The 25,738-nt window shown below is 72.6% G+C and carries 21 protein-coding genes; 9 read left to right on the plus strand and 12 right to left on the minus strand.

Going from position 1 to position 25,738, the window contains the following annotated elements; all coding sequences use genetic code 11:
- Positions 1-39: 39 nt before the first annotated feature.
- Positions 40-1,398 carry a helix-turn-helix domain-containing protein gene (locus ACIQVI_RS21285; RefSeq protein ID WP_403598039.1) on the minus strand — a complete coding sequence of 453 codons (1,359 nt, stop codon included), beginning with the start codon at positions 1,396-1,398 and terminating at the stop codon, positions 40-42.
- A 317-nt stretch (positions 1,399-1,715) separates the two neighbouring features.
- Between ACIQVI_RS21285 and ACIQVI_RS21290 the strand changes: the two genes are divergently transcribed.
- Positions 1,716-1,976, plus strand: coding sequence for a hypothetical protein (locus tag ACIQVI_RS21290; RefSeq protein WP_403598042.1), 261 nt, complete (start codon positions 1,716-1,718; stop codon positions 1,974-1,976).
- A gap of 64 nt (positions 1,977-2,040) precedes the next feature.
- Here the strand turns inward: ACIQVI_RS21290 and ACIQVI_RS21295 are convergent, their stop codons facing one another.
- Positions 2,041-5,094, minus strand: coding sequence for an AfsR/SARP family transcriptional regulator (locus ACIQVI_RS21295; RefSeq protein WP_403598045.1), 3,054 nt, complete (start codon positions 5,092-5,094; stop codon positions 2,041-2,043).
- 216 nt (positions 5,095-5,310) lie between these two features.
- Here ACIQVI_RS21295 and ACIQVI_RS21300 point away from each other — a divergent pair, with 216 nt between their 5' ends.
- The 3 genes from ACIQVI_RS21300 (at position 5,311) to ACIQVI_RS21310 (ending at position 7,811) form a co-directional block, all read left to right on the plus strand.
- Positions 5,311-5,709, plus strand: a complete 399-nt coding sequence (locus ACIQVI_RS21300; RefSeq protein WP_351972251.1) for a nuclear transport factor 2 family protein — start codon at positions 5,311-5,313, stop codon at positions 5,707-5,709.
- 447 nt (positions 5,710-6,156) lie between these two features.
- Positions 6,157-7,242 carry a PP2C family protein-serine/threonine phosphatase gene (locus ACIQVI_RS21305; RefSeq protein ID WP_403598048.1) on the plus strand — a complete coding sequence of 362 codons (1,086 nt, stop codon included), beginning with the start codon at positions 6,157-6,159 and terminating at the stop codon, positions 7,240-7,242.
- 77 nt (positions 7,243-7,319) lie between these two features.
- Positions 7,320-7,811: a GNAT family N-acetyltransferase gene (locus ACIQVI_RS21310; RefSeq protein ID WP_403598051.1), complete on the plus strand. Its 492-nt coding sequence runs from the start codon at positions 7,320-7,322 to the stop codon at positions 7,809-7,811.
- Here ACIQVI_RS21310 and ACIQVI_RS21315 read toward each other — a convergent pair.
- The 4 genes from ACIQVI_RS21315 to ACIQVI_RS21330 all read right to left on the minus strand — a co-directional run bounded on the left by ACIQVI_RS21315 (position 7,795) and on the right by ACIQVI_RS21330 (position 14,440).
- Positions 7,795-8,553 carry a sortase domain-bontaining protein gene (locus ACIQVI_RS21315; protein WP_403598053.1) on the minus strand — a complete coding sequence of 253 codons (759 nt, stop codon included), beginning with the start codon at positions 8,551-8,553 and terminating at the stop codon, positions 7,795-7,797. The genes ACIQVI_RS21310 and ACIQVI_RS21315 overlap by 17 nt on opposite strands.
- A 170-nt stretch (positions 8,554-8,723) precedes the next feature.
- Positions 8,724-9,815 (minus strand): DUF1996 domain-containing protein, encoded by a 1,092-nt coding sequence (locus ACIQVI_RS21320; protein ID WP_351972247.1) that lies wholly within the window; start codon positions 9,813-9,815, stop codon positions 8,724-8,726.
- A gap of 140 nt (positions 9,816-9,955) precedes the next feature.
- A complete protein-coding gene (locus ACIQVI_RS21325; RefSeq protein WP_403598056.1) occupies positions 9,956-12,124 on the minus strand; it encodes a discoidin domain-containing protein in 2,169 nt (722 codons plus the stop codon).
- Positions 12,125-12,247: 123 nt separating this feature from the next.
- Positions 12,248-14,440 (minus strand): discoidin domain-containing protein, encoded by a 2,193-nt coding sequence (locus tag ACIQVI_RS21330; RefSeq protein ID WP_403598059.1) that lies wholly within the window; start codon positions 14,438-14,440, stop codon positions 12,248-12,250.
- A gap of 190 nt (positions 14,441-14,630) precedes the next feature.
- Between ACIQVI_RS21330 and ACIQVI_RS21335 the strand changes: the two genes are divergently transcribed.
- Positions 14,631-15,650 carry a LacI family DNA-binding transcriptional regulator gene (locus tag ACIQVI_RS21335; RefSeq protein WP_403598062.1) on the plus strand — a complete coding sequence of 340 codons (1,020 nt, stop codon included), beginning with the start codon at positions 14,631-14,633 and terminating at the stop codon, positions 15,648-15,650.
- 9 nt (positions 15,651-15,659) lie between these two features.
- On the opposite strand, the gene ACIQVI_RS21340 is transcribed toward ACIQVI_RS21335, so the two are convergent.
- The 5 genes from ACIQVI_RS21340 to ACIQVI_RS21360 all read right to left on the minus strand — a co-directional run bounded on the left by ACIQVI_RS21340 (position 15,660) and on the right by ACIQVI_RS21360 (position 21,358).
- Positions 15,660-16,676, minus strand: coding sequence for a phosphotransferase (locus ACIQVI_RS21340; RefSeq protein ID WP_403598065.1), 1,017 nt, complete (start codon positions 16,674-16,676; stop codon positions 15,660-15,662).
- A gap of 87 nt (positions 16,677-16,763) precedes the next feature.
- Positions 16,764-18,140: a GH1 family beta-glucosidase gene (locus ACIQVI_RS21345; RefSeq protein ID WP_403598068.1), complete on the minus strand. Its 1,377-nt coding sequence runs from the start codon at positions 18,138-18,140 to the stop codon at positions 16,764-16,766.
- A 35-nt stretch (positions 18,141-18,175) separates the two neighbouring features.
- Positions 18,176-19,015 (minus strand): carbohydrate ABC transporter permease, encoded by an 840-nt coding sequence (locus tag ACIQVI_RS21350; RefSeq protein ID WP_403598753.1) that lies wholly within the window; start codon positions 19,013-19,015, stop codon positions 18,176-18,178.
- 34 nt (positions 19,016-19,049) lie between these two features.
- Positions 19,050-20,042, minus strand: coding sequence for a carbohydrate ABC transporter permease (locus ACIQVI_RS21355; RefSeq protein WP_403598071.1), 993 nt, complete (start codon positions 20,040-20,042; stop codon positions 19,050-19,052).
- Positions 20,043-20,053: 11 nt separating this feature from the next.
- The gene (locus ACIQVI_RS21360; RefSeq protein WP_403598074.1) at positions 20,054-21,358 is read right to left on the minus strand and encodes an ABC transporter substrate-binding protein; all 1,305 of its coding nucleotides are present in this window, start codon (positions 21,356-21,358) and stop codon (positions 20,054-20,056) included.
- A gap of 170 nt (positions 21,359-21,528) precedes the next feature.
- Here ACIQVI_RS21360 and ACIQVI_RS21365 point away from each other — a divergent pair, with 170 nt between their 5' ends.
- On the plus strand, positions 21,529-22,836 hold the full coding sequence (locus ACIQVI_RS21365; RefSeq protein WP_403598077.1) for an ROK family protein: 1,308 nt from the start codon (positions 21,529-21,531) through the stop codon (positions 22,834-22,836).
- Between the two features lie 76 nt (positions 22,837-22,912).
- Positions 22,913-23,167 carry a lipopolysaccharide assembly protein LapA domain-containing protein gene (locus ACIQVI_RS21370; RefSeq protein ID WP_121831905.1) on the plus strand — a complete coding sequence of 85 codons (255 nt, stop codon included), beginning with the start codon at positions 22,913-22,915 and terminating at the stop codon, positions 23,165-23,167.
- 188 nt (positions 23,168-23,355) lie between these two features.
- Here the strand turns inward: ACIQVI_RS21370 and ACIQVI_RS21375 are convergent, their stop codons facing one another.
- Complete coding sequence (locus ACIQVI_RS21375; protein ID WP_403598081.1) at positions 23,356-23,667, minus strand: DUF2316 family protein; 312 nt, start codon at positions 23,665-23,667, stop codon at positions 23,356-23,358.
- Between the two features lie 190 nt (positions 23,668-23,857).
- Here ACIQVI_RS21375 and ACIQVI_RS21380 point away from each other — a divergent pair, with 190 nt between their 5' ends.
- Both ACIQVI_RS21380 and ACIQVI_RS21385 read left to right on the plus strand, forming a co-directional pair.
- Entirely contained in the window at positions 23,858-24,049 is a 192-nt protein-coding gene (locus tag ACIQVI_RS21380) for a DUF4236 domain-containing protein (RefSeq protein WP_403598084.1), read from the plus strand.
- A 124-nt stretch (positions 24,050-24,173) separates the two neighbouring features.
- Positions 24,174-25,685: a DUF4246 domain-containing protein gene (locus tag ACIQVI_RS21385; protein ID WP_403598087.1), complete on the plus strand. Its 1,512-nt coding sequence runs from the start codon at positions 24,174-24,176 to the stop codon at positions 25,683-25,685.
- Positions 25,686-25,738: the final 53 nt, after the last annotated feature.

Raw genomic sequence — 25,738 nt, forward strand, 5'->3', positions numbered from 1 at the left:
CTCCGGCGGTCCGGGAGCGGTTCGGCAGCGCGGCGGCAGTCAGGCGGCAGCGGTTCCGGCAGGAGCGGGGGCACCGGCCGTCGGTGCGCACGCGGTCGCCGAGGCGAGGGCCCGTACGACGCACAGCACGCGGAACGCGGAGCGGCCGCCGTCCGTGCTGGACCGGATGACGCCGCCGACGAGCAGGTCGCGGACCGTGCGGCCGCAGTGCGGCAGGGGCAGGCCGGTCAGCCGGACGACGTCCTCCAGGAGAAACTCGTCCCGGCCGGCCGCGCACAGCTCGGTGATCAGGCTCCGGTGCCCGGCGGGCAGCCCGGCCAGGGTCCGGCCGACGCTCTCCCGCAGGTGGGAGCCGGAGCGGCCGTCGGCCAGGTGGTCGAGGAGCGGGGCGGGGTCGGACTCGACGATGCCGCGCAGGGTGGGCAGGTCGCAGACGGTGAGCCAGGAGGCGGCCGCGGCGAGGGCCAGCGGGTGGCCGTCGAGGCGGTGGCAGACCCAGGCGATGTCGGTGAGGGCCCGGTCGTCGGGGACGATGTCGGGGCGGACGCGGCGGAGCCGGTCGAGGAAGAAGCGGGTGGCGGGGGCGTCGGGGCGGGCGGCGCCGGTCGGGGCGGGTGCCTCCAGGGGCGCGAGGAGGAAGAGGCGTTCGCCGGGGACGTTCCAGGGCGTGTCGGCGGTGACGAGGAGGCGGAGTCCGGGGAGTTCGCGGAGCAGTCGGCCCAGCCGCTGGAAGTCGAGCCGTCCGGTGTCGGCGCCGTCGAGGACGAGGAGCGCCGCACGGTCGCCGAGCAGGGCGGTGAGGGCGGGCGGGACGGTGTCGGACGGTCCGTCGCCGTGCAGGAAGCCGGCGCAGTCGGCGGCCGGGGCGGCCGCCGGGTCTTCGTCGGCCGGCAGGCAGTCGGCGACCGCCCCGGGGGCGGTGTGCCACAGGACGGGGAGGCCGGCGTCATGGAGTCTGGACGCCGCCTCCAGGGCGAGTCTCGTCTTGCCGACGCCGCTGAGGCCCACGACGGTGATCAGGCGTTCGGCGCCGGAGCGCAGTTCCTCGGTGATGACGGCGGCCTCGGCCCGCCGTTCGATCAGCGGGTGCAGGGGCACGGGCGGTGCCGACCGCTCCAGGGGCAGGTGCCGGACGCCGCCGCGCCGTACCGCGTCCTCCAGGGCCGTGCGGGCCCGGGGTCCCAGGCGCAGGGCGTCGGAGATGAGCCGGACGGTGTCGGTCCTCGGGCGCTGGGCCTTGCCCTTCTCCAGGTCGCGGATGGCGCGCACGCTGATGGTGGACAGGTCGGCCAGCTCGCGCTGGGTCAGGCCGATGCGGAGCCGGTGGCCGCGTATGAGGCTGCCGAGCGCGGCGGTGGCCGCGGTGGCGCCCTCCGGGGAAAGAATGGTCGTCGCCATGGAAAGCCCCCACTGGTCGGGTCGGGGCGGGGCCCTGGCGGCGGCCCGGTCGGGCCGCCGGCCGGCGCAAGGCCTCGCCGTCTGCTGCTCTCCATCGTGGGGACGGGGCTATCCAGGGGATATCCCGCGAATAACCCCCAGGTCAGGGGCGGTGCGCGAACTCCCGTGATAGCGGACGGGATACCGGCGGGCGCGGGGCCGTCCGGGAGGGGGCGCCGTGATAGTGGGGGGATAGGACAGCGGACGGTCCCGTGAATCCGGTCGTTCCTAGCGTGGTGGTCACAAGGAAGCACCGCCCCACCGAGAAGGAGAATCCGATGTCGAAGACCACCGCCGCCCGCACCGCCCTCCGCACCGCCGTCGCCTCCGCGCTGATCGTGCTCGTGACCGGTGTCGGCGCCCAGGCGAGCTGGGCGGACGAGCCCGTGGACACGACGCCGGCGGTCTCGTACGGAAACGGGAACGGGAACACGAACGGGAACGGGACCGACGGCAGCACCGGCACCGGCACCACCGGCGGCACCACCACGGGTACGACGGGCACCGCGGCCACCACCGACAACAACCCGTGGGACTGACCCCGCGCACCCCGGCGGTGAAAGTGCACCCCCGGGATCGGCCGGCTCCGGTTCCCCCCAGGGGTCAACCGGCTCCGAGCAAACGTTTCGCCTCCGCCAGTTCCCGCCCCATCCGCCGCTCCCGGAAGACCTCGACGGCCGGCGCGAGCAGTTCCCGGGAACGCCCCGGTTCCTCCAGGAGCCGGGCGAGGTCCAGACGCACCAGCGCGCCCCCGCTCAGGTCCATGATCTCCTCCCGCGCGGCGACGGCCCGGTCGTAGAAGTCCCTGGCCCGGTCGGGGCGGCCCATCACGGCGAACGCGTGGCCGAGGTCGCGCAGCAGGTGCCCCTCGCCGATCACGTCGCCGGAGTCCCGGCAGAGTTCCAGCACCTCGGTGAAGGTCAGGACCGCCAGATCGCTCCGGCCCTGTTCCAGGAGCAGTTGTCCGACGCGCCGCAGGGTCCGCGCCCTGCCGCCGGTGTAACCGACCCCCTCGTAGATGTCCAGCGCCTCGTCCAGCTGCGTCTGCGCCGCCTCGATCTCCCCCTGGCGCATCCGGATGTGGGCGCTCTGGGTCAGGACGATCGCCCGGCCCACCACGTCGCCCGCCCGGTCGAAGTCGGCCAGGGACCTCCGGTACAGCTCGAGGGCCGAGGTGTCGTCGCCGTTCGTGCGCGCGATGAGCGCCATGTCGCGCCGGCACAGCGCCTCGCCCCGGGGCTCGTCGAGCGCCTGGAAGACGTCGAGCGCCGAGTTCAGCGCCTGGCGTGCCGTGTCGAACTGGTTGCGGCTCATGTAGAGCGAGCCGAGCGACGCGCGGACGGCGGCGGTGCCCCGCAGGTTGCCCGCCTTGCGGACGGCGGCGAGGGCCGTCAGGTGCGTCTGCTCCCACAGGTCGTAGTGGCCGCGCACCTCGAAGAGCGTGACGAGGGAGGTGGCGAGGTCCCAGCTGAGGTCGTGGAGCCCTTCGTCGGCGGTGTGCTCGACCATCCGGCACAGGGCGGTCTGTTCCGCGTCGAGCCAGGCCAGCGGATCGGCCAGGACCGCCTCGGTGTAGGAGGCGGGCGGCTCCCAGCGGGGGGCGTCGCCGTGCAGGACGGTGAAGTCGCCCCCGTACACCGTGCGGTGGGCCTGCTGGGTCAGGTGCATCCAGCCGCCCGCCATGCGGGCCAGGGCCTCCCGCCGGACCTCCGGCGGGTGGTGCGCCGCCAGTTGCTCCCGCGCGTACACCCGGATGATCTCGTGGAAGCGGTACCGGAAGCCGCCGGTGCGCTCCACCCCGTCGACGTCGAGCATCTGCACGTCGACGAGGGGTTCCATGAGGTCGGAGGGGAAGGGGCGGTGGTCGTCGAGCAGGGCGCCCGCGAGCCAGCTGGGGAGGGTCGGCGCCTGGGCCATGCTGAGGAGCCGCAGCAGCCTGCGGTCCTCCGGGCCGAGGCCTTCGTACGTGAGGGACAGGCTGGCCCGCATCGTCATCTCGCCGTGCGTCAGCTCGTCGAGCCGGTGCCGTTCGCTGGCGAGGCGCTGCACCATGGAGGCGAGGGTCCAGTGGGGGCGGGCCGCGAGCCGGGCGGCCACGATCCGCAGGGCCAGCGGGAGCCGTCCGACCGTGCGGACCAGGGCCTCCGCCGCCTGGGCCTCCCCGGCGACCCGCTCCCGGCCGATGATCCTGGACAGCAGTTCGAGGGCCATGTCCTCGTCGAGGACGTCCAGCTCCACCCGGTGGGCGCCGGGGAGCGCGGTGAGCCGGGCCCGGCCGGTGACGAGGACGGCGCAGCCCCGGCTGCCGGGCAGCAGCGGGAGCACCTGGCCCTCGCCGGCCGCGTCGTCGAGGACCACGAGGACCCGGCGGGAGGCGAGCCGGGTGCGGTACATCTCGGCGCGCTCGTCCAGGGCCTCCGGGATCAGCTGGCCGGGGATGCCGAGGGCCCGGAGGAAGCGGCCGAGGACCTCGGCGGGGGTGGCCGGGGTGCCGGTGGTGCCGCGCAGGTCGCAGTAGAGCTGCCCGTCGGGGAAGCCGGTCTCGGCCAGGGTGTGGGCGACGTGCACGGCGAGGGTCGACTTGCCGGTGCCCGGTTTGCCGGTGATGGCGGCGAGTCCGACCGTGGTGCGGTCCGGTCCCCCGGTCAGCGCCCGTTCCAGAGCGGCCGTCCGGGCACCGTCCGACACGAAGTCGGCCACGGCGGCGGGGAGTTGGTGGGGGACGGTGTCCTGGCGTACGGCCTCCGGGGCGGGATCCGGCGCGGGGGCGGCCGGTCCTTCGTCCGCCGGGGTGCGCGCGGGCTCGTCGGGGGCCGTCCCACGCGGCCGCTCGCGGACCGCGGCGGTGGCCGGGCGGGACGGGCCCGCGGCCGGGCGGGCCGGCGCGGCGTCGGCGGCGACGGGCGGGGGCAGTTCGCCCGCCAGGATCGCCGACTCCAGTTCGCGGAGCTCCCGGCCGGGCTCCAGGCCCAGTTCGTCGGCGAGGATCCGTCGGCCGGTGCGGAAGGCCTCCAGGGCCTCGGCCTGGCGGCCCGACCAGTACAGCGCCTGGATGAGCTGACCGCGCAGCTTCTCCCGCAGCGGGTGTTCGTGGGTGAGCATCTGGAGTTCGCCCACGAGCCGGTCGTAGCGGCCGAGTTCGAGTTCGAGCTGGATGCGGAGCTCGGTGGCGGTCAGCCGTTCCTCGTTGAGCTGGCGCGCCCGGTTCGCCAGCGGGCCGCCGTCGAGGCCGGACAGGCACTCGCCCTGCCACAGCGTGACCGCGCTCCTCAGCAGGCGCACGGCCTCGCGGGAGGCGCCCTCCTCGCGCAGCCGCCGTGCCCGTAAGACGAGACCGGTGAAGAGGGCCGCGTCCACGTTGCCCGCCTCGGTGTGCAGGACGTAGCCCGGGGGCCGGGTCGTGATCGTGGCCTCCCCGGCGGCCCCGGCCAGCAGTTTCCGCAGCCGCGACACGCAGATCTGCACCTGGGTGCGGGCGGTCTCCGGCGGGTTGTCCTCCCAGATGAGGTCCACGAGGTGGTGGGTGCCGACCACCCGGTTGGCGTCGAGGAGCAGGGCCGCGAGGATCACCTCCTGGCGGCCGGGGGGCACCCGCAGGGGTCCGTCGGGGCCGTGCACCTGGAGGGGTCCGAGGAGCCGGAAGGGAAGGCGCGACACGTCCGGAAGTCCCGGGTCTCTCTCACCTGCGCCGTCAGTCACCGATTCCCCCACGAAACAAATGAGTTGACACTTGAGACCCAAGTGAGGACAGTCTCCACATCCACCCCCGCTCTGTCCATGCCGTGAAGATCCCGGTCGGAGATAGAGGGGTGATAACCCGGAGTTGGTGACGCGCCCCAGAATCCTGCACCGAGAGTGAAAGGGGCTCAGCCGTTGAACCGCCACGATGAAACAACCCTCGGTCTGCCGGGACAGGTCGACCTGGTCACCGCCGCGGGCGTCGACCACGTCCGTCTCGTCTACGACTACCTCGACGCCGGTGACCTGGACTCGTGCGCCTCCCTGCTGCACGACGGCGTGGTGTTCGAGCTGCCCGGGATGCCTCCCGTCCGGGGGCGTACGGCGGTCCTGCGCTCCCGGCTCGGCCACACCCCGCCGAGGGGCCGCCACGAGATCGACCGCGTCGTCGCCCAGAACCGCAGCGTGGTGGCCGCCGGGCGGTGCGTCGACCCGGACGCCGGGGGGCGGGAGCTGCACTTCGTCGACTTCTTCAGCATCACCGACGACGGCATGGTCCGCGCGTGTACGCGGTACTACCACGTGGCGCCCTGAGCCGCCGGGCGCCCCGGGCAGGAGGTCCCGGCCCCGGGGGCCTTCCGTACCTACCGCCGGGGCCGTACGGGAAGGAAGGTGGCCACGACGGCACATGCCGCGCACGACGGCGCAGGAGGCAGGGGAAGGAGCGGCGAGGTGTACGGATCCGTGGACACGGGACGAACCGATCGGACCCGCCCGACGGGCGTCGCGGACACGGCGGGCACAGTCGGTGTGGCGGGTTCTGCCGGTGCGGCTGGGCCTGCGGGCTCGACCAGCCCGGCCGGTACAGCTCGTACGGCCGGCTCGGCCAGGCCGGTCGGTACTGCCGGTGCAGCTGGGCCTGCCAGTGCGGCCGGTACTGCCTGTGCGGCCGGCCCGGTGGAGCCCCCCGTCCCCGCTCACCGCTCTCACCGCGCCCGGCGCCCCCGGCGCCCGGTCGAGCTTCGTTATCTGCTCGGGCGGGTGCTGCCCTTCGTCGTGCTCGTGGCCGCGCCGCTCGCCGACGTGCTGACCTCGCCGGAGGAGCGTTTCGACCGTCTGCTGATCGCGGCGCCCGCGTTCGCCGCGGTGACCTGGGGCGCGCGCGGGACGCTCGCGATCGGCGCGCTGGCGATGGGGACGACCACGGTGCTCGCCCTCGGCCGGGGCGAGCGGCTCTTCCCCGCGCTCCTGGCGGGTCAGACGGTCCTGGCCGTCGTCACCCTGGCCGCGGCCCTGTCCAGCCAGGCGCGCCGGCGGCGGGAGGCCGAGTTGCGCCAGGTGAGCGAGGTGGCCGAGGCCGCCCAGTGGGCCCTGCTGCGCCCGCTGCCCCGGCGGCTCGGCGGCGTCGACCTCCGGCTGCTGTACGAGGCGTCCGCGGCCGGCGCGCACGTCGGCGGCGACTTCTACAAGGCCCTGAAGGTCAGGGGAGGCGTACGGATCATGCTCGGGGACGTCCAGGGCAAGGGCCTCGCGGCCGTCGAGGCCGCCTCGCTGCTGCTCGGCTCCTTCCGCGAGGCCGCGTACACGGCCCCCGGCCTGCCCGCGATCGCGGAGCGCCTGGAGGCGAGCATGGCCCGCTACGCCGAGCGGGCGCCGGAGTCGACGGCGGCCGACCGCTTCGCGACCGTGCTGCTCGCCGAGATCCCCGACGACGAGCCGGTCGTACGGCTCCTCAGCTGCGGCCACCCGGCCCCGGTCGTCCAGCGCGGCCGGGTCGTGCGCACGGTCGAGCTGTCCTCGCCGTCCGTCCCGATCCACCTGCCGGTCCCGGTCGACGCGCCGTTCACGGTGGACGAGGTGCCGTTCGCCCCCGGTGACCGGATGCTGATGTTCACCGACGGCGTCAGCGAGACCCGGGACCGGCACGGCGCCTTCTACCCCCTGGAGCAGCGGCTGCGCGGCTGGGCGGCCGAGCCCGCCGACCGCGTCCCGGGCCTCCTCAAGGAGGACCTGGCCCGCTTCGGCGCGCGCGGCCTGGACGACGACACGACGGCCGTCCTGGTGGTCCGGGGCGCGCCCGGGGAGGAGGCCCCGCCCCGGCACGAGGACCGTCTGGTCGCCCTCTGAGGCCCCCGGGGCCCGGCGCGGGCCGCACGGCCGCGTAGGGTCGGCCCGTCCGTCGACCGAAGCCCGAGGAACCCGCCATGGACCTGCTCCCCTTCTCCGCCGAACACGCCGCCACGGTGGCGGCCTGGCCCGCCTCGTCCCGGGAGGCCCTCCTGTGGTGCGGGCGCCGGGAGTTTCCGGTGACCGGGGAGACGGTGGCCGGATGGCAGGAGGACCAGGAGGTCCACGGCCACGTCCTCGTCGGGGACGGGGCCCTGCTGGGGTACGGCGAGGTGTGGACCGACGCCGAGGAGGACGAGGCCGAGCTGGCGCACGTCGTCGTGGCCCCGGAGGCGCGCGGCAGGGGCGTGGGGCGGGTGCTGGTGCGGGCGCTGCTCGACCGGGCCCTCGGCGCCGGTTTCGAGGACGTCTTCCTGCGGGTCCACCCGGACAACGCCGCCGCGCTGCGCTGCTACGAGGGCGCGGGCTTCGTCCCGGTCGACCCCGGCGAGGCCGCCGGGTGGAACGCGGTCCAGCCGGTGGCGTACGTGTGGCTGACCTGGCCCGGGCGGGTCACGGAGACGCCGTAGGGGGTGCCCCGCCGGCCGGGCGGGTGGCGACGAGGACGCCGATCTTGTCGATGCGGTGCTCCGGGTTGCCCAGGGCGTCCCGCCAGTGGTTGCCGGCCGCGTCGTCCTCGGGCGTGGCGCAGGTGGAGAGGGTGATCATCGCCCGGGTGGGCCTCTCCCCCGGCTTCCCCGGGACGGGGGCGCGCTGCGCGGCGAGGGAGTCGGCGGACCGGAAGGACGTCGAGCGGGTGTCGACGATCCGGTACTCGTACACGGCGTCGTCGGCGGTCACGACGACCGTGTCGCCCTCCTCGACGTCGGGGAGCAGGCGCAGGGGTCCGCCGGCCGAGAGCCGGTGCGCGGTCACGAGGTAGTTGCCGACGTCGCCCGGCCCGACGCCGCCCCGGTCGCCGTGGGGGCTCGCCGCCACCCCGCGGTCCTGGATCCGGGTGCCGGCCCGGTCGTCGCTGGTGCCCTCGTACGGGAGGACGGGCAGGTCGGCCACCCCGATGGAGGGGATGTCCAGCTCGGCGCGGCGCGGACGTGCCTCGGGGACGGGCGAGGGGGACGGCTCGGCGGTGGCGGGCGTCGCCGTGACGGGGCCGGTACGGGGAGTGGCGGAGGGGGCCGTCGTGGGCTCGCGGACCGTGGGCGGGGCGGTCGTGGCGCCCGCCGGGCCGTCCGGGAAGGGGCCGCAGCCGAGGGCCACGAGGGCCGCCGCGGCGGTGGCGACGGCGAGGCGTGTGCGACGGGTTCGTGTCATGGGGACGAGCCTTCCGGTGACGACGTGCGGCTCACCGAGGATTGTCCCGTAAAAGGGGCCCGGGGGGTACTGGATCATGCGCTGCCCCTCCCCGGCCGCACGGGCACGGCCCGGGCGCCGTGGAAGGGGCGTCCGGGCCGTGCGCGGGTCGTGGTGCGGGGTTCGTCGGGTCAGGGCAGCCGGTGGTCCTCGTTCAGGACGACGCCGCGTTCGGGGCGGTACAGGTCGAAGCCCCGGGTGTCGCACTGCAGGCCGCCGACGATGCAGTGGTCGACCAGGGCCTTGAGGGTGCGCTCCTCCCACGCGTTGAAGAAGTCGTAGTGGAAGGAGTAGCCGCGGCCGCTGGCCAGGCGGACCTGGCTCATGTCGCCGTTGACCGGCCACGCCATCTTGAACTCGATCATCGGCAGGGCGACCGGGTGGGAGGCCGGGCACATGTTGTCGTTGGTGCCGGGCTTGACGACCGGGTACGCCATGTGGCTCTGGTGGTCGGGGGTGTCGAGGTACAGGCCGTTCCAGCAGCTGGGGGCCTGCATCCGCAGGTTGAGCTGGACGTCGGGCCGGCTCGGACAGTTCGCCGGGATGTCGGTGTTGAAGAAGCTGTCACCGCATTCCCAGCCCTCGACGAACCCCTTGTGGGACCGGAACTCCTGGGCGGTCTGCATCGGGTTGCCGACGACGAACCGCAGCCCCTTGGGGAAGGGCCGCACGCTCCGGTAGTCGGTCACGCCCGCCTTGTAGTAGATGACCTGGGGGCCGACGGGCAGGATCTTCTGGTCGCCCTTGTAGAGCGAGGGCATCCAGTACGCGGAGGCGTCGGCGGGCGCCTTGCAGGTGGTGTTCCCTCCGTAGAGCGAGCCGGTGGTGCTGGCGGCGTTGGTGGAGGTGTTGCCCATGAACGTGTGGTCGTGGGACTTGCCGAACTGGCCCGGGTAGACGATCGGGTCGTCCGGCGCGGTGTGGGTGACGGAGCACCCGGCCTGGAACTCGTGGTGGTAGGCCGGGGGCGGGGTGGCCGTGGACGGGACGACGCCGGTGACCTGGGGTACGGCGGGGATGTAGCCGTCGCCGTCGGCGTCGTCGCCCGAGGCCTGGGTGGAGGCGGCCATCCGGTGGCCTTCGTGCTGGGCGGCCGCGACGACGGCGGGCGGGAGGCCGCCGTCCGGGTCGGTGGCCTGCGCCATCGTGCCGATGCCGAGGGCGCCGGCGATGAGGGCCGTGCTGACGAGGAGTACGGAGAGCCGCTTCGGACTCGATCTCATGGGGATCTCCTGCCCGTGGGGGTGGTTCCGCGTGAACGCGAGGGCTCCACGCGACTGGTGTGGTGGTTTCCCGTGCGGTGGTGCCGGGGTGGCGGGGCCGAGCGGCGGGCCCCGCCACCCGTCATGGGGGGGCGGCGTCGTCAGGCGTAGATGCCGAACTCGTGGAGCGAGTAGCCCCAGCCGGTGCCGCGCGCGGTGAGCTGGAGCTTGACGTACCGGGCGGTGGCCCCGGTCTCGATGGTGTCGATGTCGCCGTTGCCCGTGGTGGTGGTGTGGAGGGTGCGCCAGGTGGTGCCGTTGTCGGAGACCTGGACCTCGTAGGACTTGGCGTAGGCGGGGTCCCAGACCAGCTGGAGCCGGTTGAAGGAGCGGACCGAGCCGAGGTCGACCTGGATCCACTGGGGGTCGCTCCAGTCGCTGGCCCAGCGGGTGCCGGGGTTGCCGTCGACGGCGTTGGAGGCGGGGCAGGGGCAGTCGCCGTAGGAGGCCTGGGAGGAGGAGGCGGTGGCGGGCCTGCCCAGGGCGATGTTGGTGCCGGCGACGGGCGGGGCGACGACCTTGACGGACTTGGTCTCGATGCCGGCGTTGCCGCGGCCGTCCTCGGACTGGATGTACACCTTCCAGACGCCGAGCTTCTCGGGCGCGGTGACGGCGAAGTTGCCGTTGCCGGTGGAGCGCCACTTCGCCTCGATCAGCCGCTTGTCGCCGTTGGCGTAGTTCCCGCTGAGGAAGATCTTGTGGGTCAGGGGGTCGTTCTCGGGGTCGCGGATGTCGGCGCGGACCGTGAACTCACCGCCGGCCGGGGCCGCGGAGGCCGGGCTGACGGTCATGTTGGTGATGACCGGCGGGGTGTTGTCACCGGCGGTCGTCCCGGCGTACGCCTTCTTGACCGCGTAGTACGACAGGCGCTTGAGGCCGTCGGGGAGGAGGTTGAACCAGACGCCGCCGAAGTCGTGTTCGAGTCCGTAGTGGAACATCGTCGCGCCCAGGGCCACGCCCTGGTGTCCGGTGACGCAGTTCCAGGCCTTGGTGTAGCCCTCGGCCTTCTGGACGTCGGTCGGCTCGTCGGGGACGCCGTTGACGTCGTCGGGCACCTCCCACTCGCCGGCGTTGCCCGTCTCGGTGATGATGTACGGCTTGTCGTACCCGCCGTCGATCCAGTCCTGGCGCACGCCGCAGACGTCGCCGTACGCGTTCATCGAGTACAGGTCGAGGTCCGGGGCGTTGCGCTTGTAGTACGGCCAGGCGCCGGTCCAGGCGTCCGTGGAGGTCACGGGGTGGTCGGGGTCGAGGGAGTGGATCTTCTTGGCGACGTCGTTGACGAAGGTCGTGTACGCGTTGCGCTGGGCCTCCAGCTCGGCGCCGCCGTAACAGTTCTGCAGGCCGAGGACGGACTCGTTGCCGACGTTCCACATGAGGGTGGCCGGGTGGGACTTGTAGGTGTCGACCCACTTGGCGAACTCGGTGAGCATGGTGTTCTTGTACGCGGTGTCCGTCACGTAGTTGACGCAGCCGCCGGAGCCGGGGCCGCCGCCCGGCTGGAGCCAGAAGCCGTTCATCACCTTGAGGCCGTTGGCGGCGGCCGCGTCGAGCAGGGGCTTGCTGGAGGCGTCGGTGCCCCAGGTCCGGACGGTGTTGACGCCCATGGACCTCAGGTCCGGCATGTAGCGGGGGGCGTCGGCCATCGACGGGCCCCAGGTGAGGCCCTTGACCGTGTAGGGCTGGCCGCCGACGGTCAGCCGCCAGTTGCCCTGCGAGCCGGTGACGCGGACGGCGCCGCCGGGCTCGGGCTGGGTGGTGCCGCTCTCGCCGTAGACCCGGAACTCCCAGAGGGAGTAGCCGTATCCGGTGGCGCGGGTGACGCCCTGGAGGCGTACGTAGCGGCCGGTGCCGGAGACCGCGAGTTCGTCGGTGCCGCCGTCGCCGGCGGTGACGGACCTGACGGTGCGCCAGTCGGTGCCGTTGTCGGAGAGCTGGATGTCGTAGGCCTTGCCGTAGGCGCCCTCCCAGTTCAGTACGACGCGGCTGATGTTCGCGCGGGCGCCGAGGTCGACCTGGAGCCACTGGGCGTCGCTCCACTGGCTGGCCCAGCGGGTGCCGGTGAGGTCGCCGTCGACGGCGGCGGAGGCGGCGTAGCCGGCGCCCTCGGTCGAGGAGGCGGTGGCGGTCTTCCCCTGGGAGAGGAGGGTCTCGGCGGCGGTGGCGGGCGCCGCGGTCAGCACGGTGGCGGAGGTGGCGAGCAGGGCGCCGAGGGACACGAGCGAGGCCGTGGCGCGGGCCCGCCTTCGTGCGGTCGAAGCGGTGGTCATGACGGCTCCTGGACGGAGGGGAGGGGGGATCGCCTTCCGGGCGGCGCGGCGGGGACCTGGAGCGCCGCCCGGAAGGGGTGGGGGGCCGGGACGCGCCGGTCGGGGCGCGTCCCGGCGGGACCGTCAGGGGAAGGAGACGACGGTCGAGGGCACGGTGGAGGTGCCGGCGGGGATGGTGGACGCCCCGGTGTTGTTGATGACGTGGTTGTAGTGGCCCATGCCGCCGAGGGACACCACGAGGAGGCTGTGGAACTTCACCCCCGGCTTGACGGGTGCCTTGAAGCCGTGGTCCTGGACGATGGTCGGGTCCACGTTGTAGTTGCAGTAGCTGCCGAGGCCCCACGCCTCGTGGGTGTTCACGGAGTCGTCGACCCGGTAGGCGGCGTAGCCCTTCGTGGCGCCGTTCTGGATGGCGGCCTGGTTGGGGGCGTCGTACGCCTTCTCGTTCTGGTAGAAGATCGTGCGGCCGCGCTCGCCGTACCACTCGACGTCGTACTTGTTGAAGTGCTCGACGAACAGGCCGGTGGCGAGCACGTCGTCGCCGTTGACGCGGACGCCGTAGTCGGCGCGGTTGGTCTCCCAGCCCCAGCCCTCGCCGTGGTCGGCGCGCCACACCCAGGTGTGGTCGATGATGGCGTCGTCGCTGTTGACGACCACGCTGGTGGTGGCCTTGCCGACGTGGGCGCCGCCGATGCGGACGTAGACGTCCTGCACGGTGGTGGGGTTGGCGGCGTGGTCGGCGGAGGAGTTCTGCGGGCCGAGCTCCAGCAGCGTCGGGGAGTTGACCGGGCCGGCGTCGATCAGGAAGCCGGCGAGGCGGACGCCGTCGACGTCGGCGACCTTCATCGCGGTGACGCCGTTGTCGGGGATGATCGTGGCGAGGCCGAGGCCGAGCACGATGGTGTTGGCGCGGTTCACGTTGATGGTCTGGTCGACGTGGTAGACGCCCGGGGTGAACAGCAGGTGCAGGCCCTGGGCCAGTGCCTGGTTGATGGTGGCGGCGGTGGCGCCGGGCTTGACCACGTAGAACTGGTTCAGCGGGATGGACTCGCCCTGCGGGGTGCCGTTGGCCCAGCTGGTGCCGCGCGCGTTGGTCCGCTTGGCGGGCGCGAAGACCTTGTACTCGTTGCCGTCGAGGTAGAGGTAGGGCTTCTCGCGGGAGATCGGGGTGGTGTCGAGCGTGGTGTAGCGGGGCTCCGGGAAGGAGGTCGCCGGTGCGCCCTCGACGCCCGAGAAGGTCTGGTTCCAGACGCTGTTGGACCAGCCGCCGATGGAGCTCTCGCGGGTGTACCACTGCTGCTGCGAGTAGTTCCCGACCTGGCCGTCGATCTTCGAGTCGGCGATGTAGCCGCCGCTGGCCCAGCCGTAGCCGTTGGGCGCGAGGTTGAGCCCGCCCTTGACGTGCATCCGGCGGAAGGAGGAGGCCTGGGAGACGGCCCACCGGTTGGTGCCGTTGACCGGGTTGAGGGTGAGTCCCTCGGCGCCGCGCCAGAAGTTCTGGGTGGCGTTGCCGTTGAACCAGCCGGCGTCGACGGTCACGTCACCGTTGATGGTGGTGTCGCCGGGGCGGAGGCCGAGTCCGGCGATCTGGGTGTAGAAGCCGATCTGGGCGTTGAGGTTGTTGTACGTGCCCGGCTTGAAGAGGAAGGCGTGCCGGCCGGAGCCGAACTGGGCCGACTCCTGCTGCTGGAAGACCTGGTCCAGCTTGGCCTGGATGCCGGGGGTGGAGGGGTCGAAGACGTGCACGTTGGGGCCGAGGTCGCCGCCGCCGGGGAGGGTCGGGCCGGTGGTGTCGGTGGTGCCGTACACCTGGAACTCCCAGAGGGAGAAGCCGTATCCGGTGGCGCGGGTCTGTCCGTTCATGCGGACGTAGCGGCCGGTGCCGGAGAGGGTGACGTCGTCGGTGCCCCCGTCGCCGGCGGTGACGGTGGTGACGGTCCGCCAGTCGGTGCCGTTCTCGGAGGCCTGGATCTGGTAGCTCTTGCCGTAGGCGGCCTCCCAGCGCAGGGTGGCGCTGCTGAGCGTGGCGCTGCGACCGAGGTCGACCTGGAGCCACTGGGCGTCGCTCCACTGGCTGGCCCAGCGGGTGCCGAGGTCGCCGTCGACGGCGGCGGACGCGGCGAAGGGTCCGCCCTCGGTGGAGGAGGCGGTGGCGGTCTTGCCCTGCGAGAGCAGGGCGGGGGCCGCCTGGGCCGTCGTGGCGGGGGCGAGGGCGAGCAGGCTGCCCGCCAGCGACGTGACGAGTGCGCCGACGGTGGCGCGTCGGACGGTTGAGGCGGGACGCCGGAGGACCGGCGGGGACCCGACGGAGGACATGGGTCTCCTCTGGGATACATGGGGGAAACGTGGGAGAGCGCTCTCCGAAACCTTGCCCGTAGGGCGAGTTGACGGTCAAGGCGTGTGACACGACTTTTCTTTTGGCTTTCATTAAGTCACGACACCGATGGCTTCCGGCCGGTCCCGATCCGTTCTCCCACCGGACACACCGCACCGTTAAAGTGCGGAGGTGGGGAATCGAGTACCGACTCTGGAAGACGTCGCACGTGAGGCGGGGGTGTCGCGCGCCACGGTGTCCCGCGTCGTCAACGGGGTGCGGAACGTGGCGCCCGACATCCAGCGGAGCGTGCGCGACGCCATCGCCCGCACCGGCTACACGCCCAACCAGGCCGCCCGTTCCCTGGTGACGCGGCGGACCGGGGCCGTCGCCCTCGTCCTCTCCGCGGCGGGCGGGGCCTTCGCCGCCCGGGTCTTCTCCGACCCGTTCTTCGGGCGCGTCGTGGACGGCGTCCTTCCCGTGCTGCGCGAGCGGGCGATCCAGCCGGTGCTGCTCGTCTCCGATTCGGAGCAGGCCAGGACCCAGCTCGTCGAGTACCTGCGGCAGGGCGGCGCGGACGGGGCGCTCGTGGTGCCACTCGACGACGAGGACCCGCTGCCCGCGATGCTGGTGGCGGCGGGCCTCCCCACGGTCCTCTTCGGCAGGCCCCGGGGCGGCGGGCGGTACGGCTTCGTCGACCTCGACAACGAGGCCGGGGCGCGGCTCGCGGCCGAGCACCTGTGGGCCACCGGCCGGCGGCGCCCCGCCACCATCGCCGCCCCGGTCACCGCGCCCGCCGCGGCCGCCCGCCTGGACGGCTTCCGCCGGGCGTTCGCCGCCCGCGGGGTGACGGACGTGCCCGTCGTACGGGGCCTGTTCTCGGTCGACAGCGGCCGGAGCGCCATGGCCGAGCTGCTGGCGGACCGTCCGGACCTCGACGCGGTGTTCGCCGCGAACGACCTGATGGCCCGGGGCGCCTGCGAGTACCTCCGCGAGCGGGGCGTGGACGTGCCCGGCGCGGTCGCCGTCGTGGGCTTCGACGACTCGACGGTCGCCCGGGACGCCCGGCCCCGGCTGACCACCGTGCGCCAGCCGGTGGAACACATGGCGGCCGCGATGGCCGGCCTCCTGCTCGAGGCCCTGGAGGCCACCCGCTCCGTCCCCGCCGCGAAGGTCTTCCCACCGACCCTGGTCGTACGCGAGTCCGCCTGACCTCTCCCGTCACGCCTCCGGGGCCAGGGCGTCCAGGACCGCGAGCTGTTCCGTGACGCGGTCGGTGGACCAGGTGTCGAGCCAGGTCGCGAAGCCGCCGCCGTAGGCGCGGGGGACGGCTTCCACGCGCATGACGAGGGCGAGGTACACGCGGTAGAGGGCGAGCCGCGCCCGGGCGCCGGGGCCGAGGGCCGGGAGGGGTGCGACGGAGCGGTAGCCGGCCATGAGGTCGGGGTCGTCCTCGGCCGCGCCGAGCGGGTCGAGGCCGACGAGTTCGGCCAGGGGGTCGCCGAAGAAGGCGCGTTCGCCGTCGATGAGGCCGGCCAGGTGCCACCGGTGGTCCCCGGCCCGGCCGAGGACGACGTTGCCCTCCCAGGCGTCGAAGTGGACGAGGGCGGGACGGCGGACCTCGGCCAGCCGGCGGCCGAACCTCCGGGGCAGGTCGGCGAGGACCCCGTCCGGAGCGGGCAGGGCGACGCCGAACCGGCGGGCGTCGCCGAGGACGGCGTGCAGCATCGCGGTGAAGGCGCTGGGCCAGTCGGGGGCGGAGAGACCGGCGGCAGGTCGCGGGTATCCGTGGGCCGGCCCGGTGACGGCGGCGATCCGGGCCAGGGACTCCCCCAGCTCGCGGCGGAGCGCGGCGCGTTCGGCCGGGGCAAGCCGGTCGCGGGCGGCGTCCCAGGTGGTGCCGTCGAGGTGGGAGAGGAGCAGCCACTCGGCGGGGGCACGGGGGCCGGCGGGCTCGTGGTGGAGGACGGCGGGCACCCGGACGCCCGCGCCCGCGGCGAGCCGGTGGAAGAGCGCCTCGGTGCCGAGGAGCCCCCGCTCGTACGTGAGGGCGGGGGCGCTCTCCGGAGGCGCGGTCTTGAGCACCGAACGGCGGCCGTCGGCGAGTTCGAGCAGACGGGTGGAGTTGTAGAAACCCCCGCCGAGGGCGGTGTCCCGGGTGACGGTCACCGGTCCGAGGGCCCGCCGCAGCCGCTCGGCGACGGCGGTGTCGGTGTCGGGCTCCGGTGGTCGGGACATGGGCGCTCCTTCTGGGAGGAGGGGGCGGGCGAACGCGCGGCGGCCTCCGGAGGAGTGGTCCTCCGGAGGCTCGTGGTGGGGTGCCGGTCAGCCGGCGGTCGTCTCCCGGTGGGCGCGGATGATGTCCGCGTAGCGCCGGCCGCTCGTCTTCACGGTCCGCTTCTGCGTGGCGTAGTCGACGTGGACGAGACCGAAGCGCTTGTCGTAGCCGTAGGCCCATTCGAAGTTGTCGAGCAGGGACCAGGCGTAGTACCCGGCGAGCGGGACGCCCTTGCGGACGGCGCGGGCGCAGGCCGCGAGGTGCTGCTCCAGGTAGCCGGTGCGCTCCGGGTCGTGGACGGCGCCGTCGGGGCCGACGGCGTCGGGGAAGGCCGAGCCGTTCTCGGTGACGTACAGCTCGCGCACGCCGTAGTCCTCGGTGAGCCGCAGCAGGAGGGCCTCCAGGCCGCCGGCGTCGATCTGCCAGTCCATGCCGCTGCGGGGCACGTCGGGCAGGCGCACCTCGCGGGCGTACGGGACGGGTCCCTCGGGGTCGTCGGCGACGGTCACCGGGAAGTAGTAGTTGAGGCCGTGCCAGTCGAGCGGGGCGGCGATGAGCTCCGCGTCGCCCGGCTGCTCGGGGAGTTCGACCCCGTACAGCTCGCGCATGTCCGCCGGGAAGCCGCGGCCGTACACCGGGTCGAGCCACCAGCGGTTGGTGTGGCCGTCCATGCGGGCCGCGGCGGCGAGGTCCTCGGGCCGGTCGGAGGCGGGCGCGACGGTGGAGTGGTTGGTGACCAGGCCGATCCGGGCGCCGGGGGCGGCGGCGCGCAGGGCCTGGGTCGCGAGGCCGTGGCCGAGCAGCAGGTGGTACGAGGCGCGGACGGCGGCCGTGAGGTCGGTGAGGCCCGGGGCCATCCGGCCCTCCAGGTGGCCGATCCAGCCGGAGCAGAGCGGTTCGTTGAGGGTGGCCCAGCGGGTGACGCGGTCGCCGAGGCGCTCGGCGACGGCGGTGGTGTAGGCGGCCAGGTGCTCGGCGGTCTCGCGGACGGTCCAGCCGCCGCGGTCCTGGAGGGCCTGCGGCAGGTCCCAGTGGTAGAGGGTGACGGAGGGGGTGATGCCGGCGTCGAGGAGGCCGTCGACGAGCCGGTCGTAGAAGTCGAGCCCGGCCTTGTTGACGGGTCCGTCGCCGCCGGGCACGACGCGGGGCCAGGCGACGGAGAGCCGGTAGGTGTCGGTGCCCAGCTCCTTCATCAGGGCGATGTCCTCGGGCCAGCGGTGGTAGTGGTCGCAGGCGGTGTCGCCGTGGTCGCCGTTGTCGATCGCGCCGGGGACCCGGGAGAAGGTGTCCCAGATGGAGGGGGCCCGTCCGTCCTCGGCGACGGCGCCCTCGATCTGGTAGGCGGAGGTCGCCGTGCCCCAGGCGAAGGACGGCGGGAAGGCCTCCAGGTCGAGCGCGGGGCGGGGACCGGTGGATTCGGACACGGGGAACCTCTTCGTGGTCGGTGTGGAGAGGGACGTCACTTGACCGCACCCGCGGTGAGGCCGGCGACGAGGTAGCGCTGGAGGAGCAGGAACCCGACGACGACGGGGACGCTCACCACGAGGGAGGCGGCCATCACCTGGTTCCAGTAGACGTCGTTCAGGGTGGCGTAGCCCTGGAGGCCGACGGCGAGGGTGCGCGTGCTGTCGTTGGTCATGACCGAGGCGAAGAGGACCTCGCCCCAGGCCGTCATGAAGGCGTAGATCGCGACGGCGACGATGCCGGGCGTCGCGGCCGGGATGATCACGCGGAACAGCGCCTTGATCGGCCCGCAGCCGTCGACCTTGGCCGCCTCGTCCAGCTCGCGCGGGATCGAGTCGAAGTAGCCGGTCAGCATCCAGATGGAGAACGGCAGCGAGAAGGTCAGATAGGTGAGGATCAGGCCTTCGCGGGAGCCGAACAGGGCGATGCCGGTGGCGTTGCCGAGGTTGACGTAGATGAGGAAGAGCGGCAGCAGGAAGAGGATGCCGGGGAACATCTGCGTCGAGAGGACCGTCACCGTGAAGACCCGCTTGCCGCGGAAGGAGTAGCGGCTGACGGCGTACGCGGCGAAGATCGCGACGATCACCGAGAACACCGTGGCCGCGCCCGCGACGACGATCGAGTTCACGAAGTAGTCGGCGAGCGGGACGGTCTCCCAGATGTCGAAGTAGGGCCGGATCGTGAGCCCGGAGGGGATCCACTCGAACTTCCCCGAGACGTCCTTGAGGGGCTTGAGGGAGCTGGAGACCATCACGTACACCGGCAGGACGACGAAGCCGGTGAGCAGGGTGAGGAAGATCCGCCGGGTCCAGAGGAACGAGCGGGGCGCCGCCATGGGCGACCGGACGGGCGTGCGGCGGGCCGCGTGCTCAGACATCGGAGGTCTTCCTTCCGCGGGTGGTGAGCAGGAGGTAGACGCCCGTGACGACGAGGAGGAAGAGCAGCAGCAGGACGGACATGGCCGAGCCGGTGCCGAAGTTCCACGTCTGGAAGGACGACTGGTAGATGTGGAGCGAGATCAGGTCGGCGGCTTCGGGGGCCGCCTTGCCGAAGAGCACGAACGGCGTGTTGAAGTCGTTGAACGTCCACAGGAAGAGGACGAGGACGAGGACCTGGTTGACGGAGCGCAGGGACGGCAGGGTGATGTGCCGGATCTGCTTCCACACGCCGGCGCCGTCGAGGGCGGCGGCCTCGTACATGTCCCGGGGGATGTTCTGGAGTCCCGCCATGACGGTGAGGAAGGCGAAGGGCCAGCCCTTCCAGACGGAGACGATCAGCAGCGCCCAGAAGCTGTTGTCCCCGATGAGCCAGAAGGCGGGGCTGTCGCCGATGCCGAGCTGCTCGTGCAGGACGTGGTTGATGACGCCGTTGTCCCGCTGGAACATGAACGACCAGGTGATGACGGCCGCGTAGACCGGCAGGGCGTACGGGACGAGGAACAGGGTCCGCAGGAACGCCCGGCCGCGGAAGTTCTCCTGGAGGAAGACCGCGGCGGCCGTTCCGAGGAGCCAGCACAGTCCGACGGACAGGACGGTGAACAGACAGGTCGTCAGGAAGGACTTGAGGAGCGCCTGTCCGACGGGGGCGTCGAAGTCGATCGCGACGCTGTAGTTGTCGAACGCCGTCCAGGGCGCCTCGGACCAGTTCCGGATGTAGAACTGGGTGAGCTCGCGGAAGCTCATGGTGATGCCCATGAGCATCGGGACGAGGTGGACGAGGAGTTCGAGGAGCAGGGCGGGCAGGAGCAGCAGGTACGGCAGTGCGACGCGGCGGCGCCCGGAGCGGCGCGGGGTGCGCGCCTCTCCGGGTACGGCCTTGCGCACCGTCCGCTCACTCGGAGGAGTGACGACGGTTTCGGTCATGGTGGGAAGGCCTACTTCTTGGGCATCTGCTGCTGGGCCTTTTCGAGCTTGGCCTTGACGGACTCCGTGGTGACCGGACGGCCGGCGGCGGCGTCGGCGAAGAGCTCCTTGACCGCGGTGCCGACGACGGTCTCGAACTGGGACTCCTCGGGAACCTGCGGCAGGGCGGCGGCGCTGGTGGAGAGGGTGTCGCGGATGACGGTGAGCGAGGGGTCGGCGAACGCGGCGTCCTTCTGGGCGCCCTTGACCGGCGGGACCGAGCCGTACGCCTTGTTGAGGACGATCTGCTCCTCGTCGCTCGTCATGTACTTCACGAACTTCAGGGCGCCGTCGAGGTTCTTGGTGTTCTTGAAGACGGCGAGGTTGATGCCGGCGACCATCGAGTTGGTCTGCTTGCCCTGGCCGGGCTTGCCGGACGGGACGGGGGCGGGGGCGACGCCCCACTCGTCGGGGCCCATGCCCTGCGCGGAGAAGGTCTGCGACGGGGTCTGCCACAGGACCATGCCGGTCTTGTTCTTGGCGAAGTCGCTGAGGGACTGGTTCTGGGAGTACTCGGCGTTGCCGGGGGCCACGATCTTCTGGGCGGCCATGAGGTCGACGTACTGCTTGACGGCGGCGACGGCGCCGTCGGAGGTGAAGTCGGGCTTGCCGTCGGCGGTGAAGAAGTCGGCCCCGTGCTGCTTGCCGAGGACGAAGACCTGGTGGATGTTGTTGGAGAGGTTGGAGCCCTCGACGCCGATGCCGTTCTTGCCCTTCGCGCCGAGCTTCTTGCCGGCCTCGGCCACCTCGTCCCAGGTGGTCGGCGGCTTGACTATGCCCGCCTCCTTGAAGAGCTGCTTGTTGTAGTAGAGCGCGTAGGCCATGGAGTAGAGCGGGACGGCGGCCGGGTCCTGGCCGGAGACGCCGGTGGAGCCGAGCGCGGAGTCGACGAAGCGGTCCTTGCCGCCGATGGCCCCGAAGTTCTTCGCGTCCCAGGGCAGCAGCGCGCCGGTGGACTGCAGGGAGGCGCTCCAGGTGTTGCCGATGTTGAGGACGTCGGGGCCCTGGCCGGAGGTGGTCGCGGTGAGGATCCGGTTGAGCAGGTCGGACCACGGGATCACCTCCAGCTTGACCTTGATCCCGGTCTCCTTCTCGAACTGGTCGAGCTCGGGCTGCAGGACCTTCTTGTCGACCTCCAGGCTGGCGCCCTGGTTGGAGGCCCAGTAGGTGAGGGTCTTCGGGGAGGACCCGCTGTCTTCTCCCCCGCCGCAGGCGGTGGCGGTGAGGACGAGGGAGAGCGTGACGGCACCGGTGACAGCGGCTCTGATTCTGCGCATGGCTCCTGGGCCCTTTCGGGGACGAGGGAAGGGCCGACACGGGGAGCCCCTGGACCGCTCTCCGTAACATCGGCTTAATTTAGGATGTGAGTTAAACCCCATGAGAAGGTCGCGTCAAGGCTTGTACTGCGGGTATGTTGAAACGAACGACATGAGAGACGGGGACCAGAGTGCACGCGAGAAGTGGCCGCACGGTGCGTGACCTGCGGCGCGAGAACCGCACCGCCGTTCTGCGCAGGCTGTACTTCGACGGACCGATGAGCCGGCTCACGCTGGGCCCCGCGACCGGGCTCAGCTCCGGCTCGGTCAGCAACGTGGTCGCCGAACTCGTCGCGGAGGGCCTGGTCGAGGAGGCCGGCAGCGTCGACTCGGCCGGCGGGCGCCCCCGCACCCTCGTGCGCATCACGCCCGGCAGCGGCTTCATGATCGGCGTCGACATCGGCGAGACCCGGATCAGGATCGAGCTCTTCGACCTCGCCCTCACCGAACTCGCGCGCGCCGAGCGCCCGTTGGCCAGCTCGGGACCGCGCACCGCGCGCTACGACGTCGACCTCGTCGTGGCGCACCTGCGGGAGGGCATCGCGGAGGTGCTGCGGATCGCGGAGGTGCCGGCCGAGCTCCTGCTCGGCGTCGGGGTCGGCGTGCCCGGCATCGTGGCCGGGACCCCGGAGGACGGCGCGGTCGTGCACGGCCAGACGGTCGGCTGGGACGCGGTTCCGCTGGAGCGGCTGCTGCGCGAGAGCGTGGAGCTCCCGGCCTCGGTGCCGTACTGGATCGACAACGGCGCCAAGACCCTCGGCCAGGCCGAGATGTGGTTCGGCGCCGGGCGCGGCGCCCGCAGCGCCGTCGTCGTCCTCTTCGGCTCCGGCGTCGGCGCCTGCGTCGTCACCGACCCCATGGGCCCCGGCCGGGCCCTCGAATGGGGCCATCTGACGGTACGGGTACGGGGCCGCCGGTGCCGCTGCGGCTCGCAGGGGTGCCTGGAGGCGTACGCGGGTGCGGAGGCGCTCCTGGAGCGCTGGCGCGAGGCGGGCGGGCGGCCTCCGGAGGGCGCGGACGAGGAGACGGCCCTGACGGCGATGCTCGCCGCCGCGTATCCGGCCGACAGCGCGACCCCGCCCGACGCCACCGCCCTCGCCGTCCTGGAGGAGACCGCCGAGTTCCTCGGCGCCGGATTCGCCGACCTCATCAACCTCTTCCAGCCCGAACGCATCCTCGTCGGCGGCTGGGCCGGACTCCAGCTCGGCACCCGCTTCCTGGAGACCGTGACCGGCTACGCCCGGGAGTACGCCCTGAGGTATCCGGCCAGCCGCACCGGCATCGGCCTGGGAACCCTCGGCCCCGAGGCCGTCACCGTCGGCGCGGCCCTCCTGCCCCTGGTCGACTTCTTCGCCCAGGGCGGCCGCCGCCCCGAGACCGAGCCCACCCCGCCCTCCCCCGCCTGGAAGACCGCCCTGCGGGACCGCGTGTCGTCCTGACCCCGACAGCGGTGTCCGGAGTCGACTCCTCCGCGCCCGGATGGCCCACCCGGACAAACCGTCTGATACTGAACGCATGGCAGAGAAAACGGCGAAAGAGCACCCGCCGTCGAGCGTGACGGTCAAGGGGCGGGACGTCCGGCTGCGCACCCTCGGCTTCGTACTGCTCGCGGCCCTGGCCATCTGGTTCATCGCCGCCAACACCGGCTCCGTCACCATCCGCCTGTGGGTCCCCGAGGTCACCCTGCCCCTGTGGACCGTCCTGGCGGTCACCCTGCTCGCCGGAATCGCCCTGGGCCTCCTCATCGCCCGGCGCCGGGCGCGCCGCTGACGACTGCGGGCAGCGCGTACCGGCCGGGTGCGCAACGGTGATCGGCAGGTACCGGCCGGGCGCGCAACGGTCATCGGCACGTACCGGCCGGGCGCGTAACCGGTCATCGGCACGTACCGACCAGGCGTCCAGCCGTCATCGGCCACCGGTGCGCGGCCGCTCCGGCAGAGGCGGCCCGCCCCCGTGCGTCAGTTCCCGCGCCCGCGTCGCGGGGCCCGGCGCAGCGGGAACCAGGCGCTCGCCGCGAGACGCGCCCGCTCGGTGAGGACCGTATAGGGCACCGGGGTCCCGCCCCGCTCCGTCACCAGGTCGTCCAGGTGGTCACGCAGGAGCCACACGTCCTGCGGCCCGGACGCCTCCGTGACGTCGAGGGTGTCGTCCAGCCGCCGGGCGGTGAATCCCAGCTCCGCGGCGATCTCCTCGGGGTCGGCCCCGGACAGCCGGAGGTTGGCCCGCAGCTCCTCGCGGGTGCGCTTCCGCTCTTCCTCGTTGAGCGACATCCCGGTCTCCTCGCCTTTCCACGTGCGTCGTCCGACCGAGGCCCGGTCCTGGCCCCTGCTCCGGTGACGGTCACGGCCCCGACTCCTGCCCGGTCACGGAAAACCCGCCGACGGTGACACGATGGTGAAGCGACCGCGACGGTCCCGGCGCACGCGTGGCGCACCATGGCATGACGCCAAGGAGGCCGACATGTCGATTCATTACCACAAGCAGATCACACTCGTCCCGAAGCTGCTCCGCCTGAACATCGGTACGCACGGCTGGTCGCTGAGCATCGGCCCGCGCCGGGCGCACGTCACCCACCACAGCCGGGGCGGCCGCAGCGCGTCGGTGCGCCTCCCGGGCGGCTTCACCTGGCGCCGCCACTCCCGGTGCCGCTGAGGAGACGGCGGCAGCCGAGGAGACGGCGGCCGGCGGGGCCACGGGGGCGGTGACCACGGCTGCGGTGTCGGACCCCTGAAGTATTCTTCCGGCCACCGCACACCGATTCGAAGGACCAAGAGAATTGTCTGCCCCGCCCGCTTTCCCGCTGCCCTTCCACGCTTCCCGCTCCCTGGCGTTCGCGACGCCCCGGACGCTGCGGGAACTCGAGATGATGCGGTGCAGCGCGGCCATCCGGTCGAAGCCGGGGTGGTTCGACAAGAGGAACGACGCCGAGATCGTCGCCAGGTGGACGCGGGAGGCGATCGACCAGGGCCTCACCGAGGCGCAGGTCCGTTACGTGCTCGCCGAACTCGCGCACTACGCGGCGCTGCGGGACGAACGGACCGGCATCGAGGTGTCCGCCGTCGACGGGGTGTGGCAGTCGGACAGCCTGGTCGACGAGGGACTCGGGTCCCGGCTGCGCGAGGCGGTCCGGGTCCTGGAGGAGGTCCCCGACACGGAGAAGGACTGGCATCCCGGATCCGACGGCCAGGTGCTGGACCTGGTGCACCCCTCGCTGTTCTGCCTGGTGAGGGACGTGAGCGGGGCGCCCGAGCGGGCTTGGCGGAATCCGACGAACAGCTACTCGAAGTACGAGTTCTCGGAGAGGTTCCAGTGGCTGCCCACGGACGTCGACGTGAGCGAGGACGGCGACGTCGCCTTCCGTTCGTACGTCAACAACGTCCATCCCGAGCGGCATCGCGCACTCGCCTCCGTCCTGCCGGACCTGTTCGCGCGCATGATCCCGCTGTGGGAGAACGTGCTCACCGATCTGCGCCACCCGCGGCCCCCGCGCATCAAGGCCGACCCGTACGGGTGGTACGACTCGGAGCCGAAGCACCCGGACAAGTCCTCCTACGGCGACGACGCCGACGCCTACAGGGAGGCCCTCGACGCGTGGGAGGAGGCCTACGAGAACTGGTGGGAGACCCGCACCCCGGTCGTCCCGGACGCCCCGGACTTCACCCCGCCCGAGCCGCCGGACGCGTCCGCCCGGGTCGACCTGCGCGGCCGCCGCCTCCAGGTCGTCGTCAAGCTCGCCACCCTCCACCTGACCCCGGACAAGCCCGAGTACCCCGGCGGTTCCTGGCACGTCGAGGGGATGCTGAACGAGCGGATCGTCTCGACCGGCATCTACTACTGGGACAGCGAGAACGTCACCGAGAGCCGGCTGGGCTTCCGGGCGGCCCTCGACGACCCGCACTACGAGCAGAACGACGACAACGGCCTGCGCGAGGTCTACGGCCTGGAGGACGAGGACGCGCTGAACCAGCCCCTGGGATCGACCCCGACCCCCGCGGGCCGCTGCCTGGCCTTCCCGAACGTCCTGCAACACCGCGTCGACCCGTTCCGCCTCACGGACCCCACCCGCCCCGGCCACCGCAAGATCCTCGCGTTCTTCCTCGTCGACCCCTCGGAAAACCTCGTCTCGACGTCCGACGTCCCCCCGCAGCAGCCGTGGTCCCCCACCTCGACCATGACCCTCGAACAGGCCAAGGACTACCGCGAACAGCTCATGCGGGAACGGAAGTTCTTCGTCGACGAGCACAACGAGCAGCTCTACGAACGAGAATTCTCCCTCTGCGAACACTGACCCCCACCGCTACCCGCAGACCGGCAACCACCGAACCGGGTGGAGGCGGCCCC

It is taken from the genome of Streptomyces sp. NPDC098101 (assembly GCF_044760185.1).
Lineage (GTDB): Bacteria > Actinomycetota > Actinomycetes > Streptomycetales > Streptomycetaceae > Streptomyces.